The 19679-nt window shown below is 41.7% G+C and carries 20 protein-coding genes and 2 pseudogenes; 14 read left to right on the forward strand and 8 right to left on the reverse strand.

Annotation, left to right across the window (positions count from 1 at the left end):
- Positions 1-17 precede the first annotated feature (17 nt).
- The 3 genes from ACRWSG_RS08040 to fabR all read right to left on the reverse strand — a co-directional run bounded on the left by ACRWSG_RS08040 (position 18) and on the right by fabR (position 2213).
- A protein-coding gene (locus ACRWSG_RS08040) for an IS630 family transposase (RefSeq protein ID WP_462166031.1) occupies positions 18-984 on the reverse strand; the annotation gives its coding sequence in 2 pieces (ribosomal slippage) (positions 18-584 and positions 586-984; 966 coding nt in all).
- A gap of 103 nt (positions 985-1087) precedes the next feature.
- A complete protein-coding gene (locus tag ACRWSG_RS08045; protein WP_462166033.1) occupies positions 1088-1471 on the reverse strand; it encodes a hypothetical protein in 384 nt (127 codons plus the stop codon).
- 109 nt (positions 1472-1580) lie between these two features.
- A complete protein-coding gene (gene fabR / locus ACRWSG_RS08050; RefSeq protein ID WP_054554482.1) occupies positions 1581-2213 on the reverse strand; it encodes an HTH-type transcriptional repressor FabR in 633 nt (210 codons plus the stop codon).
- A 116-nt stretch (positions 2214-2329) separates the two neighbouring features.
- Here fabR and ACRWSG_RS08055 point away from each other — a divergent pair, with 116 nt between their 5' ends.
- Together ACRWSG_RS08055 and sthA are read left to right on the forward strand one after the other, a co-directional pair.
- On the forward strand, positions 2330-3463 hold the full coding sequence (locus ACRWSG_RS08055; protein ID WP_058586121.1) for an acyl-CoA desaturase: 1134 nt from the start codon (positions 2330-2332) through the stop codon (positions 3461-3463).
- Positions 3464-3476: 13 nt separating this feature from the next.
- A complete protein-coding gene (gene sthA, locus ACRWSG_RS08060) occupies positions 3477-4907 on the forward strand; it encodes a Si-specific NAD(P)(+) transhydrogenase (protein WP_166341167.1) in 1431 nt (476 codons plus the stop codon).
- A 45-nt stretch (positions 4908-4952) separates the two neighbouring features.
- Here sthA and hemE read toward each other — a convergent pair whose 3' ends face one another.
- The gene (gene hemE / locus ACRWSG_RS08065) at positions 4953-6017 is read right to left on the reverse strand and encodes a uroporphyrinogen decarboxylase (RefSeq protein WP_462166034.1); all 1065 of its coding nucleotides are present in this window, start codon (positions 6015-6017) and stop codon (positions 4953-4955) included.
- 613 nt (positions 6018-6630) lie between these two features.
- Between hemE and rsd the strand changes: the two genes are divergently transcribed.
- Positions 6631-7101 (forward strand): sigma D regulator, encoded by a 471-nt coding sequence (gene rsd / locus ACRWSG_RS08070; protein ID WP_166341170.1) that lies wholly within the window; start codon positions 6631-6633, stop codon positions 7099-7101.
- A gap of 146 nt (positions 7102-7247) precedes the next feature.
- The gene (locus tag ACRWSG_RS08075) at positions 7248-8294 is read left to right on the forward strand and encodes a S66 peptidase family protein (RefSeq protein WP_462166035.1); all 1047 of its coding nucleotides are present in this window, start codon (positions 7248-7250) and stop codon (positions 8292-8294) included.
- Between the two features lie 55 nt (positions 8295-8349).
- Here ACRWSG_RS08075 and fkpA read toward each other — a convergent pair whose 3' ends face one another.
- Positions 8350-9105, reverse strand: a complete 756-nt coding sequence (gene fkpA, locus ACRWSG_RS08080) for an FKBP-type peptidyl-prolyl cis-trans isomerase (protein WP_199529967.1) — start codon at positions 9103-9105, stop codon at positions 8350-8352.
- Between the two features lie 200 nt (positions 9106-9305).
- Here fkpA and ACRWSG_RS08085 point away from each other — a divergent pair, with 200 nt between their 5' ends.
- Positions 9306-10304 carry a WD40 repeat domain-containing protein gene (locus ACRWSG_RS08085; protein WP_054554489.1) on the forward strand — a complete coding sequence of 333 codons (999 nt, stop codon included), beginning with the start codon at positions 9306-9308 and terminating at the stop codon, positions 10302-10304.
- Entirely contained in the window at positions 10291-10503 is a 213-nt protein-coding gene (locus ACRWSG_RS08090) for a SlyX family protein (RefSeq protein WP_054554490.1), read from the forward strand. Before ACRWSG_RS08085 ends, ACRWSG_RS08090 begins: the two co-directional genes overlap by 14 nt.
- Before the next feature lie 42 nt (positions 10504-10545).
- On the opposite strand, the gene ACRWSG_RS08095 is transcribed toward ACRWSG_RS08090, so the two are convergent.
- Positions 10546-10749, reverse strand: coding sequence for a YheV family putative zinc ribbon protein (locus ACRWSG_RS08095; protein WP_054554491.1), 204 nt, complete (start codon positions 10747-10749; stop codon positions 10546-10548).
- A gap of 129 nt (positions 10750-10878) precedes the next feature.
- Between ACRWSG_RS08095 and ACRWSG_RS08100 the strand changes: the two genes are divergently transcribed.
- From ACRWSG_RS08100 to ACRWSG_RS08130, 7 genes and pseudogenes are all read left to right on the forward strand, one after another.
- Positions 10879-12798: an ATP-binding cassette domain-containing protein gene (locus ACRWSG_RS08100; protein WP_462166038.1), complete on the forward strand. Its 1920-nt coding sequence runs from the start codon at positions 10879-10881 to the stop codon at positions 12796-12798.
- Positions 12785-13210 carry a TIGR02444 family protein gene (locus ACRWSG_RS08105; protein WP_138618474.1) on the forward strand — a complete coding sequence of 142 codons (426 nt, stop codon included), beginning with the start codon at positions 12785-12787 and terminating at the stop codon, positions 13208-13210. Before ACRWSG_RS08100 ends, ACRWSG_RS08105 begins: the two co-directional genes overlap by 14 nt.
- Before the next feature lie 219 nt (positions 13211-13429).
- Entirely contained in the window at positions 13430-13570 is a 141-nt protein-coding gene (locus tag ACRWSG_RS08110; protein ID WP_074989877.1) for a DUF3149 domain-containing protein, read from the forward strand.
- Positions 13571-13712: 142 nt separating this feature from the next.
- A complete protein-coding gene (locus ACRWSG_RS08115; RefSeq protein WP_054554494.1) occupies positions 13713-14693 on the forward strand; it encodes a hydrolase in 981 nt (326 codons plus the stop codon).
- The gene (locus tag ACRWSG_RS08120; RefSeq protein WP_054554495.1) at positions 14690-14947 is read left to right on the forward strand and encodes a YheU family protein; all 258 of its coding nucleotides are present in this window, start codon (positions 14690-14692) and stop codon (positions 14945-14947) included. The genes ACRWSG_RS08115 and ACRWSG_RS08120 overlap by 4 nt, the downstream gene beginning before the upstream one ends.
- Before the next feature lie 60 nt (positions 14948-15007).
- Positions 15008-16203 (forward strand): annotated as a pseudogene (locus ACRWSG_RS08125) (dipeptidase).
- A gap of 129 nt (positions 16204-16332) precedes the next feature.
- Positions 16333-17217, forward strand: coding sequence for a hypothetical protein (locus ACRWSG_RS08130; RefSeq protein WP_462166039.1), 885 nt, complete (start codon positions 16333-16335; stop codon positions 17215-17217).
- Positions 17218-17248: 31 nt separating this feature from the next.
- Here the strand turns inward: ACRWSG_RS08130 and ACRWSG_RS08135 are convergent, their stop codons facing one another.
- The gene (locus ACRWSG_RS08135) at positions 17249-17461 is read right to left on the reverse strand and encodes a hypothetical protein (RefSeq protein ID WP_054554498.1); all 213 of its coding nucleotides are present in this window, start codon (positions 17459-17461) and stop codon (positions 17249-17251) included.
- 43 nt (positions 17462-17504) lie between these two features.
- Positions 17505-18568 (reverse strand): annotated as a pseudogene (locus ACRWSG_RS08140) (ion channel).
- Positions 18569-18713: 145 nt separating this feature from the next.
- On the opposite strand from ACRWSG_RS08140, the gene ACRWSG_RS08145 reads away from it, so the two are divergent.
- On the forward strand, positions 18714-19667 hold the full coding sequence (locus tag ACRWSG_RS08145; RefSeq protein WP_054554500.1) for a chemotaxis protein CheV: 954 nt from the start codon (positions 18714-18716) through the stop codon (positions 19665-19667).
- Positions 19668-19679: the final 12 nt, after the last annotated feature.

The following is a 19679-nucleotide window of genomic DNA, read 5'->3' on the forward strand; positions in this document are numbered from 1 at the left end:
ACCATTCCGCATAAAGATTAAATCAATTTAATCCATTCCCGATTGCACATTTTCTTCACTCGATCCGGGATTGAAATAAAGTGATTCCATGCCTTTGAAACTTCATCGACAATTTCGTCATAGCCCGAAAACACTCTATTGGATAAACAATGCTGTCGTATCCAGCTCCATACTTGCTCTATTGGATTTAGCTCTGGTGAATAAGGTGGGAGCTTTATCAGGGTTAGGTTTTTAAATTCTGCAGCTGTATCGTATGTGTGCCAGCCTGCGCCATCTATTATCACGACAGCGTGTCTTCCAACAGGTGTCGCGTGTGATATCTGGCGCATATGCTGCGTCATTGCTTCTTTATTTACGAATGGGCTAACTAACGCTTCTGTTTGGCCTGTCGCTGGACATACCGCGCCAAATAAGTATCCATAGTCAAATTGCTGTTGTTTTACAATCCGTGGCCGAGTGCCTGTTTCAGCCCAAATGCGCGTAGTCGGATTTTGCTGGCCAAATCGTGCTTCGTCCTGAAACCATACGTCGATCCGATCAAGAGGAAGGTGTCCTGGTGTGTGAAGGATCGTTTCCAGCTGGAAGTTTTTTAAAAGCCTCTTGGCTCTGTAATGATTGTTTTGGGTGTTTAGAGCGGCTTGTGATCCAACTAAAGCCAAGTTGCTTTAGAATTTTATAGACATGATTTAAGTGGTAATGAACACCAAATTCAGTGTGAATGTAATGCACAATGTCTTCACCGGTAAGGCGGTCACCACGTAGTTCTGTGTTCGTGCGCTTTATAAATTCAGACAGTTGTTCAAGTTGCCGCTGTTGCAGCCTTGATGGACGTCCTTGAATAGGCTTATTGTCTAAACCATCAAGCCCATACTCTAGGTAACTAGAAACCCATTTATTCACACTACTTCTTGCAGTGTTTAGACGTTTTGCAATATCGGTTCGGCTATTACCCTCATAAAATAAAGACACTGCGAGCAATCGCATGCGTTTTCGTGCGTTTGGTTCTTTTCGAGAAAGCGCTAAAAGCTGTTCAGATATGTTTGAATTCAATGTTATTAGCCGGTGATTTTATATAGCCTATATTAGATCAGATATTTAAGCGGAATGGTATCAAATCAGCTGATGTTGCATTGCTAGCAGCCTCTGAGCTATGGATCTTTGAAATAGTGGCGCTTTTTGGGTATAGCGCAATTCGGCTATAAACATGGCGAAACTGACTGTAGGGAACTCGCTTCCAACCATTTTGGTTAATCCAAAACTGGCAGCGTTTGTCATCTCGAAATTGTGAGACCTGATGAGCGTCTAATACGCCAAACAAGTTATCTTGAATTTTCTTTTGCACATGTTTCGGTAACGAGTATAACAAACTGCGGCTCAGCTCTCGAAAGCTTGGGCTATTTTTTACCGTTGTTTCTTCACTCTGTTCTAAAAAATGGGCATGAGTATTATTCACCGGATCCTTGGTGAGCATGTGCGTCCTCGCTATTTATTCATTTTGTGGCGTAACTGACTATTTAGAATTCAGTTACTGATTTAAACAAAAAACGATACACAAAATGGGAACAAAAATCTACCATGCTTTAGGCTGTTTTTTCTACACTACCTTTACTATCACGACCATACAAAGTGGCACCGCGAGCAATATAACGTAATTGCCAGATCAAGCGTTCAACCAGTTCTTCGCGTTGTGTCCCTTCAATATCGAGGGCTTCGGCACCGGCGTTAAATACTAAAGTCACCATGGCTTCGGCTTGAATATATGCATGAGTTGGGTCGCACGGAGTTTCGCTTTCAAGGTAATGCGCAAGCTCTAAAATGAAATGTTTAATTTCACGAGCAACCGCAGCACGAAATGCTTTTGAAGTTCCTGAGCGCTCACGCAATAACAATCTAAATTGGTTGCTCGAGTTATCGATAAACTCCATAAAGGTCACGATTGATGTCGTAATCACACTACCGCCGCTCTCAATACGGCGACGCGCTTGGCGCATAAGTTGACGCAGTGTTAAACCAGCTTCATCAACCATGGTCAAACCAAGCTCATTCATGTCTTTAAAGTGGCGGTAAAAAGAGGTGGGGGCAATCCCTGCTTCACGGGCAACTTCACGTAAGCTTAAATTAGAAAAACTATGATCGGCACTCAATTGATTGAATGCAGCCTCGATTAGTGCTTGTCGTGTTTTTTGTTTCTGTTGCGCTCTAACACCCGACATGGAAACTCCCAGCGTGAACTTTTAATGATTTTTCGGTTAATGAGCTAGTCTAATACTTGACGCGGAGAGAATGAAACACTATTTTAGCGTACAACTGTACGCCGAGATTTATTCAGATGAAAAAACCACCGATTATTTGGACCAATGTGCTATTTTTTAGCCTTACATTTTTGGCCGCGATTACCCTTGTTCCTTGGTATGGCTTTAGCTACGGATACACCAGTACACAGTGGATAGCCTTTGTTGGCTGTATGTTCTACGCCGGACTTTCTATTACTGCAGGTTATCACCGCTTGTGGGCACACAAAGCCTATGATGTGCATCCTGTTATTGAAGTAATTTTTGCCTTAGGTGGTGCTTTTGCATTACAAAATAGTGCCTTGCACTGGAGTAGCGATCACCGTATTCACCATGGTCAAGTTGATGATCCAATCAAAGACCCTTACGCCGCTACTAATGGCTTTTGGTATAGCCACATTGGTTGGATGCTGCGCGATTATCAAGGCGAACAATACGGTAACTACAGTAACTGCCGAGACTTACAAAAAAACAAAGTCGTTATGTGGCAACACCGTCACTATATGAAGTTAGTCGTCGCGACTAATTTTGGTATTCCTTTACTACTTGGCTTAATGCTTGGCGATGTATGGGGCATGTTATTACTGGTTGGTTTACTGCGCTTGGTATTGAGCCAACATTTTACCTTTTTTATCAACTCGCTGGCGCATATCTGGGGTTCACGTCCGTACACAGAAAAAAACACCGCCCGTGATAATGGCTTTTTAGCGCTATTCACATACGGTGAAGGCTATCATAACTTCCACCATATTTTTGCTAGCGACTATCGCAATGGCATTAAGTGGTATCACTATGATCCAACTAAGTGGATGATCCGCTCTTTAGCGGCAATCGGTCTTGCTTCAAAATTAAAGCGCACACCGATTGAGCGAATCGAAAAAGCCAAGGCAGAAACCTTGATGAATAAGACTCAAGGTCGCCTTGCAAAATTGCCTTTAGCGCAAGATAAGCTTACATTATTACAATCTGAGTACGATTTACTGCTGAAAAAACTGCAACACTTCTGTGCCTTGCAAAAACGCGTGTTAGAAATCAAACGCAATAAAATGATGAAACAGTGTGAAAAATCAGCATTAATGACACAATATCACGAGCTTGAAGCCGCTTGGGAAAACCAAAAGCAGGCTTGGCTTGCACTAAATGCGAGGTTGTTAAAAGCCTCTTTTAGTTAACATAGGAGCGGCTGTGGCCAAACAACAAGTAAAGCAAAAAGATACTCCATCTTATCAATATGATGCAATCATCATAGGTACAGGTCCTGGCGGTGAAGGTACCGCCATGAACCTATCTAAAAGCAACAAAAGAGTCGCTGTTATTGAACGTCAAGAAGCGGTAGGCGGCGGTTGTGTGCACTGGGGTACTATCCCTTCAAAAGCATTACGTCACTCTGTAAGTCGTTATATTGAATATAAAGCAAACCCGCTATTTAATATTAGTGAGCGCCCTAACCGCTTAACTTTCCCCGATATTTTGCGCCACGCAAGTAACGTCATTTCAAAGCAATCTAATTTACGTAGCAGCTTTTATGAGCGTAACCGCATTCATATGTATCAAGGTGATGCTGAGTTTATTGATAAACACACCATTAAAGTAACGCACCTAGACGGTTCATTTGAAACAATCACCGCACAAACAATCGTTATTGCTACTGGCTCGCGCCCTTACCGTCCACCAGGTGTAGACTTTAAACATCCACGTATTTACGACAGCGATACCATTTTAGGCCTTGAAGATGACCCTCATCGTGTGCTCATTTATGGTGCTGGTGTAATTGGTTGTGAATACGCCTCTATTTTTAAAGGTTTAGGCGCCAAGGTTGACCTAGTGAATACCCGTGACCGCCTACTTGCCTTTATGGATGCGGAAATTTCAGATGCTCTGAGCTATCACTTTTGGAATAGCGGTATTGTTATTCGTCATAATGAAGAGTTTGATCGTGTAGAAACCCGTGATGACTGTGTGGTAATGCACTTGAAATCAGGCAAGCGCGTAAAAGCTGACTGTATTTTATTTGCCAATGGCCGTACCGGTAACACAGACACATTAAACCTTGAAGCTGTTGGCCTAAAAGCGGATGGTCGTGGCCAGCTTAAAGTGAATGAAACATACCAAACAGAAGTCGACAACATTTATGCTGTGGGCGATGTAATAGGTTACCCAAGCCTTGCCAGTGCGGCATTTGACCAAGGCCGTATTGCAGCCGATGCGATTGCATGTGGTAACTGTGATGAAAAGCTGATCATTGATATCCCAGCAGGTATTTATACAATCCCTGAAATGAGCTCTGTGGGTAAAACCGAGCAAGAGTTAACAGCTGCAAAAGTCCCTTACGAGGTAGGCCGTGCTCAATTTAAGCATTTAGCGCGTGCGCAAATTGCAGGCACTGAGGTGGGTAGCCTAAAGATTTTATTCCATGTTGATACCAAAGAAGTACTGGGTGTGCACTGCTTCGGTGAGCGTGCCTCTGAAATCGTTCACATCGGTCAAGCGATTATGGAACAAAAGAACGGCGGTAATAACATTGATTACTTTGTAAATACCACGTTCAACTACCCGACTATGGCTGAAGCCTATCGCGTAGCTGCATTAAATGGTTTAAATCGTTTGTTTAAGTAAATAAAAAAGCCCGCTTAATGCGGGCTTTTTATGACTAGCTTTTGCTTATTTGTGGTATTTACCACTGAATTCATGAACAGCGTTGATAAATACACCTGCGTTTTCTGGGTCTACATCTGGTGTAATACCGTGACCAAGGTTGAATACATGGCCAGAGCCTGTACCAAAGTCTTCTAGGATAGTAGCAACTTCTTGGCGAATACGCTCAGGCGTGCCATGCAGCATTGCTGGGTCCATGTTACCTTGCAGCGCGACTTTATCGCCAACACGACGCTTTGCATCACCAATGTTAATAGTCCAGTCTAGACCTACTGCATCACAGCCTGTTGCTGCAATTGCTTCAATCCACTGACCACCATTTTTAGTAAATAACGTCACTGGCACTTTACGGCCATCGTATTCGCGAATTAAGCCATCAACAATCTTGTGCATGTATTGTAATGAAAACTCATTGTAGTCACGTGGGCTTAATACACCGCCCCATGAGTCAAATACCATTAAGGATTGCGCGCCCGCTTTAACTTGCGCGTTTAAATAGTCGATTACTGAGTCAGCTAATTTATCAAGTAATAGGTGCAGTGTTTGTGGATTTGCAAAGGCCATTTTCTTGATTTTACCGAATGTTTTGCTGCTACCACCTTCAACCATGTAAGTGGCAAGTGTCCAAGGTGAACCAGAGAAACCAATTAGCGGTACTTCACCTTTTAATTCGCGACGAATCGTACTTACCGCATTCATCACATAACCAAGCTCATCAGTTGGATCGATATTTGGGATTTTTTTAACATCTGCTAATGAAGAAATCGGACGTTCAAATTTTGGACCTTCACCTGTTTCAAAGTAAAGACCTAAGCCCATAGCATCTGGAATAGTTAAAATATCACTGAATAGAATTGCAGCATCAAGCGGATAACGACGTAATGGCTGTAACGTTACTTCACAAGCAAGTTCAGCGTTTTTACATAAACTCATAAAGTCGCCTGCTTGGGCACGTGTAGCACGGTATTCAGGTAAATAACGGCCAGCTTGGCGCATCATCCATACCGGTGTGACATCAACAGGTTGCTTTTGTAGTGCACGTAAATAACGATCGTTTTTTAATTCGCTCATGCGTATAAAATCCTAGAACTGAATGAAATTGAGCAGATTGTATCACCATATTGCGCGTCTCACTATGGATAGATAATCAAGGCTAGATATAGATCATGTTTTTTAAGCCAACCTACGCCTATAGTGTGTTTTTTGAGCGAAAACAAAATAAATTTAAAACTTTTCATTAATAAATTTGCAACATACAAAAAAGCTTGGTATAACTTATCCCGCGTTAACAAAAACAATAATAAAAATCTTATAACAATAAGAACAACAATCTTCCCATAATAATAAGAACGCTTGTTTTAACAAGTCTTAGAAAAAGAATTAAACCACCAATTTTGGTGGTTTTTTCTTTTCTAAATCAGCAAATTACAACTCATCCACTTAGATAAAAATCGCAAAATTAATACTAGTAGTTTTGAATCAATTCCCATACACTGCAATGAGAGCAAAAAAAGTCCACTCTAAAAAACAAGGAATTTTTTAGCTTATTCAATGCTGAAAACTATGCCTTTAGAATGACTTTTACAATCTGTTGCAATTAGACACTAAGAATTTAGTTGATTCTTTGTGTCATATTTCCTTTTTATATATACAAAGGAAAACCTACTCAGCGAGGAGATGAAATATGCTGACGCGTTTGGAAAAAGCTCAACAAAAGTGGGGTGGTAGTCACTCTGTAATCGACAAATGGCTCACAGAACGTCAAGAGCTGCTTGTGTTGTTCTGCCGTATTGCAGGCTTTTCACCGTACGAAAAGAAAGATCACGCCCTTCCTGATCAGCTGCAAATTCAAAACTTTTGCCAAATTCTGATGGATTACCTTTCTGCTGGTCATTTCGAAATTTACGACGACATTGCCAAAGCGTGTAAAGAAAAAGGTCCTGAAAGCCAAAAGCTGGCTAATGCCTTATACCCACGCATTTCTGAAACCACAGATGTGGCACTCGACTTTAACGACAAATACGCAGAAGTTGACAAAGATGACTTGCTTGATGAGTTTGATAAAGACCTATCAATCTTAGGCGAAGCGCTTGAACTGCGCTTTGAGCTAGAAGATGAGTTAATCGATAACCTTTATTCTAATCACACCAGCTAACAGCTTAGTTACACAGCAGAGAAACACTCTCTGCTGAAAAACACCTTTTTGCCTGCCTAAAAAGAATCATCTATTCCATTTCGTAACAAATATTTGAAATATTTTCTTCAATGCGATACTCATACTATAAAAACATGAGGCTCGCTATGAATAAACGGTCATTTTTAAAGTCACTTTCAATTCTTGCCGCAAGCGCAAGTCTGACATCAGCTCCTTTAATGGCGGCGCAGAGTGCTAGCACCCAAACATTAATTAAGCCAAAAGCTCTTCCTACAGGCGGCACAATTGGGATATGTAGCCCTTCAGCTGCCACTGCTGCGCACGCTGATATTTTATTAGCACAAGGCGTTATAGAGGCACTGGGTTACAAGGCTAAGCTTGCACCAAACATTCTAGCTAGATGCGGTCATTTAGCTGGCACTGATGCAATGCGAGCTAGCGACTTAAATAGTTTATTCAGCGACAAAGAGGTTGATGCCATTTTGTGTTTACGTGGCGGTTCAGGCGCTGCCCGTATTCTACCTTTGCTTGACTACGCAATGATCCGTAACAACCCAAAACCTCTAATGGGCTATTCAGATATTACCGCTCTTCACAATGCATTACTGTCTCAAGCTGGGTTAATCAGCTTTCATGGTCCAAATGCATCAAGTGACTGGAACCCGTTTCATGTCGCGCAATTTAAGAGCATGTTCGAAGCGCGTAAGTTGATGCATTTCCAAAACTTATCAAAAGCCGATGATGAGCTTGTTAACACTCAGTATCTGACCCAAACGATTACATCAGGTAAAACCTCAGGACGATTAATCGGCGGTAATTTAACGGTACTGACAGCCCTTGCTGGCTCGAATTATTTACCTGACTTTAATGGCGCAATTTTATTTTTAGAAGATATCGACGAAGCACCGTATAGAATTGACAGGATGATGAGCACACTAAAACTTATGGGCGCACTGGATAAAATTGCAGGCTTTGTATTTGGCGATTGTAATGACTGTAAGCCAGGCCGTGGTTATGGCTCATTAACCCTTGATGATATTTTTGCAGATTATATAAAACCGCTGGGGATCCCTGCTTATCGTGGAGCTATGATTGGCCATATTAAGCGCCAATTTATCCTGCCTGTTGGTACTGTGGTTGAGCTTGATGCAGATAGTGGCACATTAAAAATGAAAGAAACGGCATTTAGTTAATAAACTTCGCGCATAAAAAAAGGGCTTTTCAGCCCTTTTTGTATTGAGTTAAATATTACTCAGCTGGAACAGCTTTGTCATCGCTTTGGATTTCAAGTAATTCTACTTCGAAAACAAGCGTTGAATTTGCAGGGATCTTACCAAGATCACGCTCACCGTATGCAAGTTCAGATGGAATAGTGAACTTGTACTTAGAGCCAACTGGCATTAATTGTAAACCTTCAGTCCAACCTGGGATCACACGGTTAAGTGGGAAAGTAGTTGGTTCGTTACGTGAGTAAGAGCTATCGAACTCAGTACCGTCTAATAAAGTGCCTTTGTAGTGTACTTTAACAACGTCAGTTGCTACTGGCTTTTCGCCTTCACCTTCAGTGATCACTTCGTACTGTAGGCCAGACTCAGTTACTGTCACGCCTTCTTTTTTCGCGTTTTCAGCTAGGTATTTTTCGCCTTCAGCTTTGCTCTTTTCAGATTCTACTTTCGCTTTTTCTTGTTGTTTAGTGCGAATGCTTTGGTCAAGTGCAGTTAACACTTCACGAATTTTTTCGTCATCAAGTTTAGCGTTACCCGCTAGTGCGTCTTCAAAACCACGCTTAAGAAGTGCTTCGTCTAATTCAACACCTAGCGCTTTTTTATCAGCAAGGTCTTGGTTTAAGAAGTTACCAACAGATGCACCAATACCGTATGCTTGTTGTTGAGCTTCAGTCTCTAGTTTAACTTCAACTTGCTGTTCTTTTTTTGCTTCCTGATTACAAGCTGTAAGCGCTAAAACTGACGCTGCAATCAATGACAATTTAATCGTCTTTTTCATTTTATATCTCCGACACACTTTGCAGTTGTCAATTATTGTATTATTACTAGTTAAAGATTAACGACCTACATGGTAGGCTGCTTGTCTAATAACTAACGTCATGCCAATGCATGATCAGCGATTAGACTAACAACCTAGGTCTTCAACGAGACCTAGTCTAACCTCTCAATCACTAAGAGTTAAGGGGAAATACTCGTAATATGTCGATATTTCGTACTTTTTTGTATCTGCTCAGCCTTTGCTTAGTTGTAGCTTGCTCTGAGCAACATGAGCAATCAACTGCACGCTATGAGCATGCGGCTAAAGGTGCCTTCGCCTCCGCGCTGTCGCACGATGGTAAATACAGCTTAATCTCATCAATACACCATGGGGTTGCATTGTGGGATAATCAACAGCAGGTATTAAAATACCAATGGTTTCAACAACAAGCCCAAGATAGTCTCGTCCATACTGTTGCTATCTCGTACGACAACAGCCATGCAGTTACCGCTGAGAAGTCCACCTTTGCAGTGTGGAACATTGCCACGGGCAACAACACGGGTTATTACAAAATACACGCCTCAACAATTAGAGATATCGCGATAAGTAACCAAGGGCGCAGTGTATTATATGGTCGCGCCGACGGTGTAGTCGTTTACCTCGACTTAGAGAGTGGCAGGCGCATAGAGTTCCTTGGTCACCAAGAAAAAGTCAATGTTGTTGATCTATCACCTAACGGTCACTACGCCATTAGCGGCTCAAATGACTATGTTGCTTACTTTTGGGACACTCGCACAGGGCAAGTGATCCATCGCTTTAATCACCCAAGTCGCGTTACTCAAGTCGCCCTTGATCCACAAGGTCGTTACGCATTTACCGCAGACAGTATGAAGCAAGCAAATGTATGGCAACTGACTACAGGTGATCTTGTTAGCAAACTGGCGTATATTGCGCGTCAGAAAATTTTTACCGCCGTCCGTTTTAACGATGAAGGCACTTTAATTGCCACAGGTTCACCCAATCGATTGGTTGATTTATGGCAACTAGAGTCAGGTAAAAAATTACAAACGTGGCAAGTGATTCCTCGTGAAGGAAGCCGCCCGAAATCAGCCGTGGTGTTAGATGTTGCGTTTACTGATAACAACCAAGCGTTATTAACCGAAAGCTCCAGCGGATTCGCTGAAAGTTTTAATCTAAGAGAATCAAATGAATACAATTGAAGATCGTCTAATGGAACTTGAAGCGAAAGTCGCTTTTCAAGATGAAACAATTGAAATATTAAACGATGAGCTTAAAGCGCACCAACAGCAGCTGGCTAAAATGAAACGCCAGACAGAGTTACTTGCAGAAAAGATTAAAGAAGCGCAGCAGCCATCTTTAATGTCACAAATGCAAGAGCCGCCACCGCCGCACTATTAATTAGGTAGTGATAGAGTAATTAGGTAGTGATAGAGCCGGGAATTAATCGCCCGGCTTAAATACACCAATCACTTGCTCAAATTGGCGTGTTGAGGCTTGTACAGCCTGCTCTGGTTGCGTCATTTTGTGGCCACACTGTACGCACTCCACTTTTTCCACATCATGTTCTTTATAAAGCATCATGGTATCCATGGCCTTACACTCAGGGCATGATGCGCCAGCAATAAAGCGTTTTCTTTGTCTCATAGATGATCTCCCGTGGCATGTAGGCGGCTATTTTAGCCTAATAATTCTCTGTTTGATACGATTGCGAAGGCTAATGTGATCCGTGTTATGATAGCGGCAATTTAATCAGTGCTGTGCAAGTAAACATTCATGATCCAAATTTCAGACATCGAACTTCTACGTGGTGGTAATGCCTTACTAAAAGGGGCTTCTGCAACCTTATTCCCAGAGCATAAAGTCGGCCTTGTTGGCGCTAATGGCTGTGGTAAATCAACGCTGTTCGCGCTATTAAAGTCTGAATTGCAACTCGATGCCGGTGAATGCCAAATTCCTAAAGACTGGACAATTGCCTCTGTAAAACAAGAAACTCCCGCGCTCGAAATCAGCGCTCTGGATTATGTATTACAAGGTCACCCTGAATATTACGCGCTAAGAATTGCACTACGCGAAGCCGAGCAAAATAACGACGGCGATGCGCAGGCAAAAGCACATATTGGCCTAGAACATATTCAAGGCTATAGCATTGAGGCAAAAGCAGGTGAGCTATTACACGGTTTAGGTTTTAGTAATGAGCAAATTGACAACCCAGTGAGCGCCTTTTCAGGTGGCTGGCGTATGCGCTTAAACTTAGCACAAGCACTTATTCGTGATGCTGATTTATTACTGCTAGATGAGCCAACCAACCACTTAGATCTCGATGCCGTTTACTGGTTAGAGCGCTTTTTACGCGCCTACACAGGCACTCTAGTGCTTATTTCCCATGACCGAGAATTCTTAGATGCCGTTGTTGACCAAATTTGGCACATAGACGCACAAAAAATAAATGTTTATAAAGGCAATTACTCGCAATTCGAACGCCAAAAAGCAGAGCGCTTATTACAACAACAAGCGATGTTCGAAAAGCAACAAGAACAAATTGCTCACCTAGAAAAATTCATTACGCGCTTCAAAGCAAAAGCCAGTAAAGCTAAGCAAGCACAAAGCCGCGTAAAAGCCCTAGAGCGTATGGAAAAGTTAGCCCCAGCCCATGTTGACTCACCCTTTGATTTTGAATTTGCGGAGCCAACAGCGCTGCCAAACCCGTTAATGACTCTCGACCAAGCCAAAGCAGGCTATGGCGACACCACCATTTTGCATAGCATCAAGTTAAACCTTGTGCCGGGTAGCCGTATTGCACTGCTTGGTCGAAATGGTGCGGGTAAATCAACACTGATTAAATTATTAGCTGGCGATTTACAACCTCAAGCAGGTGAAGTTTTTCAGCATCAGGGCTTAAATATTGGTTACTTTGCACAGCATCAACTTGAGTCACTTGATTTAAAAGCCAGTGCAGTGACCCATTTACAACGTTTAAATCCGCAAGCTTCTGAGCAATCATTGCGTGACTTTTTAGGCGGTTTTGCATTCTTTGGTGATAAAGCACTTGAGCCAGTTGCGCCATTTTCTGGCGGTGAAAAAGCCCGTTTAGTGCTAGCAATGCTGGTGTACCAAAAGCCAAACCTACTGTTACTGGATGAGCCAACCAACCACCTAGATTTAGAAATGCGTCATGCCTTAGTAATGGCGCTACAAGGCTTCGAAGGTGCTATGGTGACCGTATCGCACGACCGTCACATGCTTAAAAATACCGCTGATGAGTATTACCTTGTTGACAACGGCGAAGTAACACAATTTGGTTATGACCTTGATGCCTATTACCAATGGCTACTCAATGCCAATAAAGAAGCTGCTAAAAGCCCTGAAGACAATGCCCCTAAAGCACATTCAAGCGTTAACCGCAAAGAGCAAAAGCGCTTAGAAGCTGAGTTCAGAAAGTCAGTGCAGCCGTTGAAAAAGCAAATAGAAAAGCTTGAAAAGCAACTTGATAAGTACTCTACAGAGCTTGGAGAAATCGAAAACGCACTTGCCGATAATGATTTATATAGTGATGAAAATAAAGCCAAACTGACAGAGCTGCTCACTAAGCAAGCAAGCTTAACACCCAAGCTTAATGACGTTGAAGAAGAGCTGCTCATGGCACTTGAAGAGCTTGAAGAAAAAGAGCAGGCCTTTGCCGATGAAACCGCTTAACAGCGAACAGTTTTGGCAGTTTGCATGCAAGCTTTACAGCAAAGACGGCATGCAAACCAAGCTACTAGGCTATCAAGACCAGCAAAGCAAAAATGTTAACCTTTGCCTGCTGCTTTATTATCTTGATTCGTTAGAGCTGGCTGTAACACCCTCTCAACTGAGTGAGCTTGAGTCGTGCATTGCCGAATTTGACCAACAGGCTTTACAGCCCCTACGAGCCACACGCGCCTACCTTAAAACCATTCAAAACGAGGTTTCAGACTACCCTACCATTCGCAAAGAGCTACTTAGCGCAGAATTAAAGCTAGAAAAAAAGCAGCAACAATTACTGATAAACGCAGCAAATACCATGATATTCACCCTCCATAAACAGGCTGAAAATGTAAGGCTTTATTTAAGCGACAAGCAGTAAAATCTAGTCGGTAGCAATCTTAATTGAACTGCCCTCAGTAATATCCCTTTCTATCTGCTTAAAACTTATAGCTAAAAGCTCCGAACTCCCCTAATAAACTTGATCCAAATCAACAATTAAATCGCCTTATTTAGCATCAGGAAAATAGCTTGATTTGGATCATATCTGCCGTCCTCAAGCCAGCCTATGATTAACCCATAGACATTAGGAGGCACAACCATGAACGTATTCTTTAGAGATTTTTTTAGCGACCCAGTTTTATTTATGTCATTCGGCATTTTGGCAGTTGTTATCGTTTTATGCCTTTTCTATGTTGGTTACTTCATTAAAAAAGTACATGACGCAGAAGTTCCTAAGTAAGAATTAAGCACGACGCACAAAGCCCCTATCCAATTTATTGTTTAGGGGCTTTTTATTTGTGTATAGCTAAAATCTTGTAGCAGTTCTCAAAAAGCAAAAACTTGCTACAATAGGTGCTTATTTTGTTTCGAAAGTGTCAGCTATGTTACCTGAATTTAAGCCTGCGTGGTGGATGCGCAATCGCCATTTACAAACCATAATGCCGCGCTTTTTTCGCCCTTTTCATAATACCCGGTATGACTTATCGACTATCGATACTCCTGATGGTGACTTTTTAGAACTGGCTTGGGCAACACCTCATAATGAGCAAGCACCCCTCGCTATTGTATTGCATGGTTTAGAAGGCAATATAAATAGCTTTTATGCTAAAGGCATGATGAAAAAACTTAAGCAACAAGGCTTTGCTGTAGTTTTAATGCATTTTCGAAACTGCTCGCGCGAAGTTAACCGTTTAGCACGTGCTTATCACAGCGGCGAAACAGAAGACCTGCGCTTTTTCATCAATCACCTTAAGAGCAAATTCCCAAAACGCCCGTTATTTGCCGTGGGCTTTTCACTAGGTGGTAATGTACTAGCAAAATATTTAGGTGAGCATGGTACTAAATCGAACTTAACTGGCGCTGCCGTTGTTTCGGCACCATTTGACTTGTCATCATCGTGCGAAGTTATTCGTAAAAGCTTAGGTAAGATTTATCAAAAATATTTGCTCGATCGAATGAAAAAATCGATGCAAAGAAAGCTGCCACAAATCGAACAGCAAATTAGCCTAACGCCAGAAAAACTGATGGCGATTGATGACTTATGGCAATTCGATAATATGCTCACGGCACCATTGCACGGCTTTGCCGGTGCTGAAGATTACTATCAGCAAGCGAGTGCAAAACCATTTTTAAAAAGCATTGCAACACCTACGCTGATTGTGCACGCTAAAGATGACCCAATGTTATCAATAAAAGCCGTACCAGATAGCTTAGATGTGAGTGAGCATGTTACGCTGCGCATCTCAGAACAAGGGGGCCATGTCGGTTTTATTAGCGGTAAAAACCCTTTTAAGCCCGAATATTGGCTTGAACGAATTGTTCCTGAGTATTTTCAACAATTAGTTAAAAAAGAGCAGTTATGATCATTCCCCACGAACGCCTCGATAAAGAGACTCTGTATAATTTAATCGAAAGTTATGTTTTACGTGAAGGCACTGATTACGGCGAACAAGAATTTAGCATTGAAAGCAAAGTAGCGCAGGTTCATCAACAGCTTAAAAATGGTGAAGCCATGGTGTTTTTTTCTGAGTTACATGAGTCAGTTACGATTATATCCAAAGCTGAATTCATTGCTCTACAAGCTGACCCAGAGTACCAAGCGTCGTTCAACGACTAAATTTGTAAGTTACACTGTAACCCTTCACAATGGCTTTTTAACTTAAAGAGCCATTAAAAAATGAAAAAACTAAGCTCACTGGTTGCCGCAGTTTCTTTGGCCTTAATTGGTCAAGCAAATGCAGATCAGGTTACTGCATCAGATAAAGCCATTAAACTGGCAAAAGACACTATTTTAATCGATACCCATATCGATGTGCCTTACCGTATTCATAACAAGTGGGCTGACGTAACCAAAGCTACAAGCGACGGTGATTTTGATTATCCGCGTGCTGTGCAAGGTGGTTTGAACGCTCCTTTCATGTCAATTTACATTCCTGCAAACCTAGAATTTGAAGGCAAAGGTAAAAGCTACCAATTAGCAAATCAGCTAATCGACTCTATGGAAGCGATTGTACAACGCGCGCCAGATAAGTTCGCCATTGCAAACTCGACTGCCGATATTATAGAGCAGTTTAAACAAGGCAAAATGTCGATTGCTATGGGTATGGAAAACGGCTCACCTATCGAAGGCGACATTAAAAACCTTAAGCATTTTTATGAGCGTGGCGTACGTTACATCACTTTAGCCCACTCGCAGAGTAACCACATTTCTGATTCATCTTATGATATTCGTCGTAAGTGGAAAAACGTTTGAGCCCATTCGGTAAAGAGCTGGTAAAAGAAATGAACAACATTGGTATGCTGGTTGATGTATCACATATTTCTGATGATGCGTTTTACCAAGTGATGGAAATTTCGAAAGTACCCGTGATTGCTTCACACTCATCACTGCGTAAATACACCCCAGGCTTTGAGCGTAATATGAATGACGACATGCTGTTAGCACTCAAAAAGAACGGTGGTGTTATTCAAATTAACTTCGGTTCAAGCTTTGTTACGGCAAAGGCTGGCTCTTGGTACGATCAACTTAAATCAGCAAAGGCTGAAAAGAAAAAAGACGGCACTAAGCTAAGCAAAGATTTTGATGCTGCTTATCGCGCTAAAAACCCGTTTCCATTTGCAAGCTTAGAACAAGTACTTGATCACATCGATCATGTAGTTGAGCTAATTGGCATCGATTATGTGGGTATTGGCTCAGATTACGATGGTGTAGGCGACTCTCTACCTACTGGCTTAAAAGATGTATCTAGCTATCCTAACCTAGTGCAAGGTCTAATGGACCGCGGTTATAGCAATAAAGACATCAAAAAGATTTTAAGTGGCAATATGCTCCGTGTATGGCAACAAGCTGAAGCATACGCAAAAGCCCATTAATCGACATAAACTCTATTTAAAAGCGCAGCTAACTAGCTGCGCTTTTTGTTTTTATCATCATAAGTAATTGATAATACAAATGGCTTGTTTTAATCTGCTGATATTACAAAGCAACTTGGATGATGTGATATGTCGACTTGGCAAGGGAGTACTGCGCTGGCATTTGCAAGCATTGCACTGGGCTTATCAATTTATAGCTATACAAAAGTAAACTCGACTGACAAGCCTGTAGTTATACAGCAGGCAAAACCTAACTTAAAAGAGTTAACCATTCCAGAGCAAGACAGAGAAAACCTAGTCGCCTTACATGGCTATATTTTAGATCTCGAAACACGCATTCACGAGCTTGAAAATCAAGCGCCAGCCATTGATCCCGAGCTGCTAGCAACATTGGTTGAACAGGCGATAGAAAAGCAAGAAAACGAGCGACGTGCCGAAATTGAGAAGAGAAATCCGGCGCTTGGTTGGCTAAGTAATTTACCTGATGACTACCGCGAACGCATCAAAGCAGACCCACAATATGCCGACAGCTCAATAAATGAAGCTCTTGCTACCTTACTCAATTTGAGTAAGTCCGAAAATGAGCGCTTAGCAGCCTACGGGCAACTAAAAATGACCTTAAGCATGCTCAGACGCGACTTAGATGAAAACCAAGAAAATGCTGTTATCGATGCCATGATAAGCATTAGCGAATACACTAATGATCCTAAGATTCGTGTCAGTACTTTAGAGAATTTATCTCGCCAAAATAACGTCTCGCCTAAGCTCGCTGAGCATTTTCAAAAGCTGTTACAAACAGACGATAATGATTATGTTCGCAATATTTCTGCCACAGCCCTCATCGGCCAATTTTTTCGCGCCACAAGAGACGGCAACAATAGTTATGCCAGTGATTTAGCAGAACGAATTACCACTATTGAGAATAGCAGTAATGCAAAAGCTGCCGAAATCATGGCTGAAAACCTAAAAGGTCCACGCTTAAGAGAAGAACTAGATAAAGCGTTGGGGAAATGAAAAAACCGTAAGTTGCCACTAGTAAAAGGCTCTAGCTTTTGGGTTTTACTTTACGGTGCTTTTTGACCCGCCCGTGTTTAGGGATGATTGTTAAGTACATTACTAAAGCTAACCACGAAAAGAAGATGATACCGATTAACCAAGCATTCTTTTCGTGGCCTTGCGTGCGTTTACTATTGAGCACAATGACCACAGGTAAAATGTAGGCACTGAGTACGATAATTAAAAACACAACTTCATTCATATATACCAATTCACTTAATTAAAAGTATTATTGCGGATTGGTACTATACCAACGCTGACCAATCAACTTCGTCGCTCAAAACTCGTTCAGCAGCGATATAATGCAAAATATCTCCCTCACTCACCACGTAATCAAGCGGCGGGTTTAAGTCCATATTTTTTGCACTCAAATTATGTGCGACACCCAGTAATATAGCATCGTGACTATATTTAAAGTGATGAAACAGTTTGCCAAATTCCATTGCTTGCACGCCTTTTGGAATTGGTAAACTAAATTGAGTATCACCGTGCAATGTCGATAGTAACTCTTCTTGCACGCGACTTGAACCCGGGTCTTGCATTGAACGCACTAATATCTCGGCTGATTTAGCACTGCTACATTCTACATTGTGGCAATGCTCATGTAGCATTTCGATTTTAGTTTCATCAGAAAAATGTGCACTAATGTGGCACTGTTCATTTACCAACTTGCTAATACGTAATGCCGTTGTAAACGTTTGGTCATCATCTTGGCCATCAATAATAATTTTATCGGCCCGTTAATCGCAATTCGGTTCAACTCATCTAGGTCAGTAAAGCTAGTTAAGCGTGCAAAATCAACCATCGGGTTTGCTAAAAATGGATGCTCCATTTGCTCCGTAACGGCCAATAAAATACGACGATCTAAACGTTTATGATCGGCCAAGATATAATCGACCATCTTCTTAGTACGTGTATCGTGCCAACCAAAGATAATAATGTGATTGTTTATATGTGCGAAGCTTTTATCACCCGTCATAGCGCGCCTAATTAAATAAGTTACTGTTTGCCCTGTTTTTCCTAACAGAACGCCAAATAATGCTAAACCAAAAGGTATTTGCAGTAATGCGACAATCCAACGGCCAAGCTCAGTGCTCGCACTAAAGTCGCCATAGCCAACTGTTGACGTAGTTACTACATAATAATAAAAATAAGTGCCAAGAGGTGTAAGAGCTTGCTCTCCTGCAAACATAAGCAGCCACCAAATTAGTAGCATATGCAAAAGCGTGGTAAGCACCACAGCCTGCCAACTTACTTGATCAATATGGCTGCGAATAAGAACTACTATTCGATTAAAAAAATAGTGCATGATCCTTGCAATTTATCGTGGGGGAAATTATCGATACGGTACTGTAATGCAGGATATTTAGCAACAGGCGCTAAATTGAACATACATGTCGATGAAAAATAATAGTAGACTATACTATCTCTGTATTAGGTGTTTAGGGTGAAATATGTCAGGTGTTCTTGCTTCTGTTGATAAGCGTACGCAACTGGTCGGTGAAAACCGCTTAGAGCTTTTGCTATTTTACCTTCACAGCCGTCACTTATTTGCTCTAAATGTGTTTAAAGTTAAAGAAGTAGTAAAGCTGCCACCAATTAGCAAGATCCCTCATGCGCACCCAAAAGTATCGGGGGTAGTCAATATACGCGGTGAATCAATTCCGGTTATTGACTTACGCAAGGCGATTAATATGCCTGAAGCTAAAAACATCGAAGATACAAACCTAGTTATCACTGAATACAACCGCACTGTGCAAGGTTTTTTAATAGGTAAAGTGGATCAGATCATTAATATGACATGGTCAGATATCATGCCACCGCCAACCGCAATTGGTAAAAATCACTACCTAACAGCCTTAACTAAAGTAAAACGCGATGGCCAAGAACATCTAGTTGAAATTATCGATGTAGAAAAAGTGCTCGCCGAAATCGTTGAGTATGAAGTACAAATATCTAATGACATTCTTGATAAAAGTATCGTGAATGAATTTGCAGGCCGCAAAATTCTTCATGCCGATGATTCGCCAACTGCTCGTAAACAAGTAAGCGATACCTTGTCGCAACTTGGCATCGAAATCATACCTGCTCGTAACGGACTTGAAGCACTCGAAATGTTAAAAGGCTGGGCTGATCAAGGCAAAGATGTTGAGAAAGAATTACTCATGGTGATCACCGATGCAGAAATGCCGGCAATGGATGGCTACCGCTTAACACACGAAATTCGTAACGACAGCCGCATGAAAAACCTATATATCGTGCTTAACACATCTTTGAGTGGTAGCTTTAATCAAGCTTTAGTTGAGAAGGTTGGTTGTAATGCGTTTTTATCAAAGTTCCAGCCAATACTGCTAGTCGAAGAAGTTCAGGCTCGCTTAAAAGCGGTGCTTGAGCAAGATTCACAGTAATTAATTTTAGCA

The sequence above is a fragment of the Pseudoalteromonas sp. GB43 genome (genome assembly GCF_054923805.1).

What these genes read in the sequence shown, in the direction of transcription:
- ACRWSG_RS08100 (WP_462166038.1), top strand. Translation starts at nt 10,879, where the DNA reads ATGATCCAAATTTCAGACATCGAACTTCTACGTGGTGGTAATGCCTTA.
- ACRWSG_RS08145 (WP_054554500.1), top strand. Translation starts at nt 18,714, where the DNA reads ATGTCAGGTGTTCTTGCTTCTGTTGATAAGCGTACGCAACTGGTCGGT.
- ACRWSG_RS08105 (WP_138618474.1), top strand. Translation starts at nt 12,785, where the DNA reads ATGAAACCGCTTAACAGCGAACAGTTTTGGCAGTTTGCATGCAAGCTT.
- ACRWSG_RS08085 (WP_054554489.1), top strand. Translation starts at nt 9,306, where the DNA reads ATGTCGATATTTCGTACTTTTTTGTATCTGCTCAGCCTTTGCTTAGTT.
- fabR (WP_054554482.1), bottom strand. Translation starts at nt 2,213, where the DNA reads ATGTCGGGTGTTAGAGCGCAACAGAAACAAAAAACACGACAAGCACTA.
- ACRWSG_RS08090 (WP_054554490.1), top strand. Translation starts at nt 10,291, where the DNA reads ATGAATACAATTGAAGATCGTCTAATGGAACTTGAAGCGAAAGTCGCT.
- ACRWSG_RS08135 (WP_054554498.1), bottom strand. Translation starts at nt 17,461, where the DNA reads ATGAATGAAGTTGTGTTTTTAATTATCGTACTCAGTGCCTACATTTTA.
- fkpA (WP_199529967.1), bottom strand. Translation starts at nt 9,105, where the DNA reads ATGAAAAAGACGATTAAATTGTCATTGATTGCAGCGTCAGTTTTAGCG.
- ACRWSG_RS08110 (WP_074989877.1), top strand. Translation starts at nt 13,430, where the DNA reads ATGAACGTATTCTTTAGAGATTTTTTTAGCGACCCAGTTTTATTTATG.
- ACRWSG_RS08115 (WP_054554494.1), top strand. Translation starts at nt 13,713, where the DNA reads ATGTTACCTGAATTTAAGCCTGCGTGGTGGATGCGCAATCGCCATTTA.
- ACRWSG_RS08130 (WP_462166039.1), top strand. Translation starts at nt 16,333, where the DNA reads ATGTCGACTTGGCAAGGGAGTACTGCGCTGGCATTTGCAAGCATTGCA.
- ACRWSG_RS08075 (WP_462166035.1), top strand. Translation starts at nt 7,248, where the DNA reads ATGAATAAACGGTCATTTTTAAAGTCACTTTCAATTCTTGCCGCAAGC.
- rsd (WP_166341170.1), top strand. Translation starts at nt 6,631, where the DNA reads ATGCTGACGCGTTTGGAAAAAGCTCAACAAAAGTGGGGTGGTAGTCAC.
- ACRWSG_RS08055 (WP_058586121.1), top strand. Translation starts at nt 2,330, where the DNA reads ATGAAAAAACCACCGATTATTTGGACCAATGTGCTATTTTTTAGCCTT.
- hemE (WP_462166034.1), bottom strand. Translation starts at nt 6,017, where the DNA reads ATGAGCGAATTAAAAAACGATCGTTATTTACGTGCACTACAAAAGCAA.
- ACRWSG_RS08045 (WP_462166033.1), bottom strand. Translation starts at nt 1,471, where the DNA reads ATGCTCACCAAGGATCCGGTGAATAATACTCATGCCCATTTTTTAGAA.
- ACRWSG_RS08095 (WP_054554491.1), bottom strand. Translation starts at nt 10,749, where the DNA reads ATGAGACAAAGAAAACGCTTTATTGCTGGCGCATCATGCCCTGAGTGT.
- ACRWSG_RS08120 (WP_054554495.1), top strand. Translation starts at nt 14,690, where the DNA reads ATGATCATTCCCCACGAACGCCTCGATAAAGAGACTCTGTATAATTTA.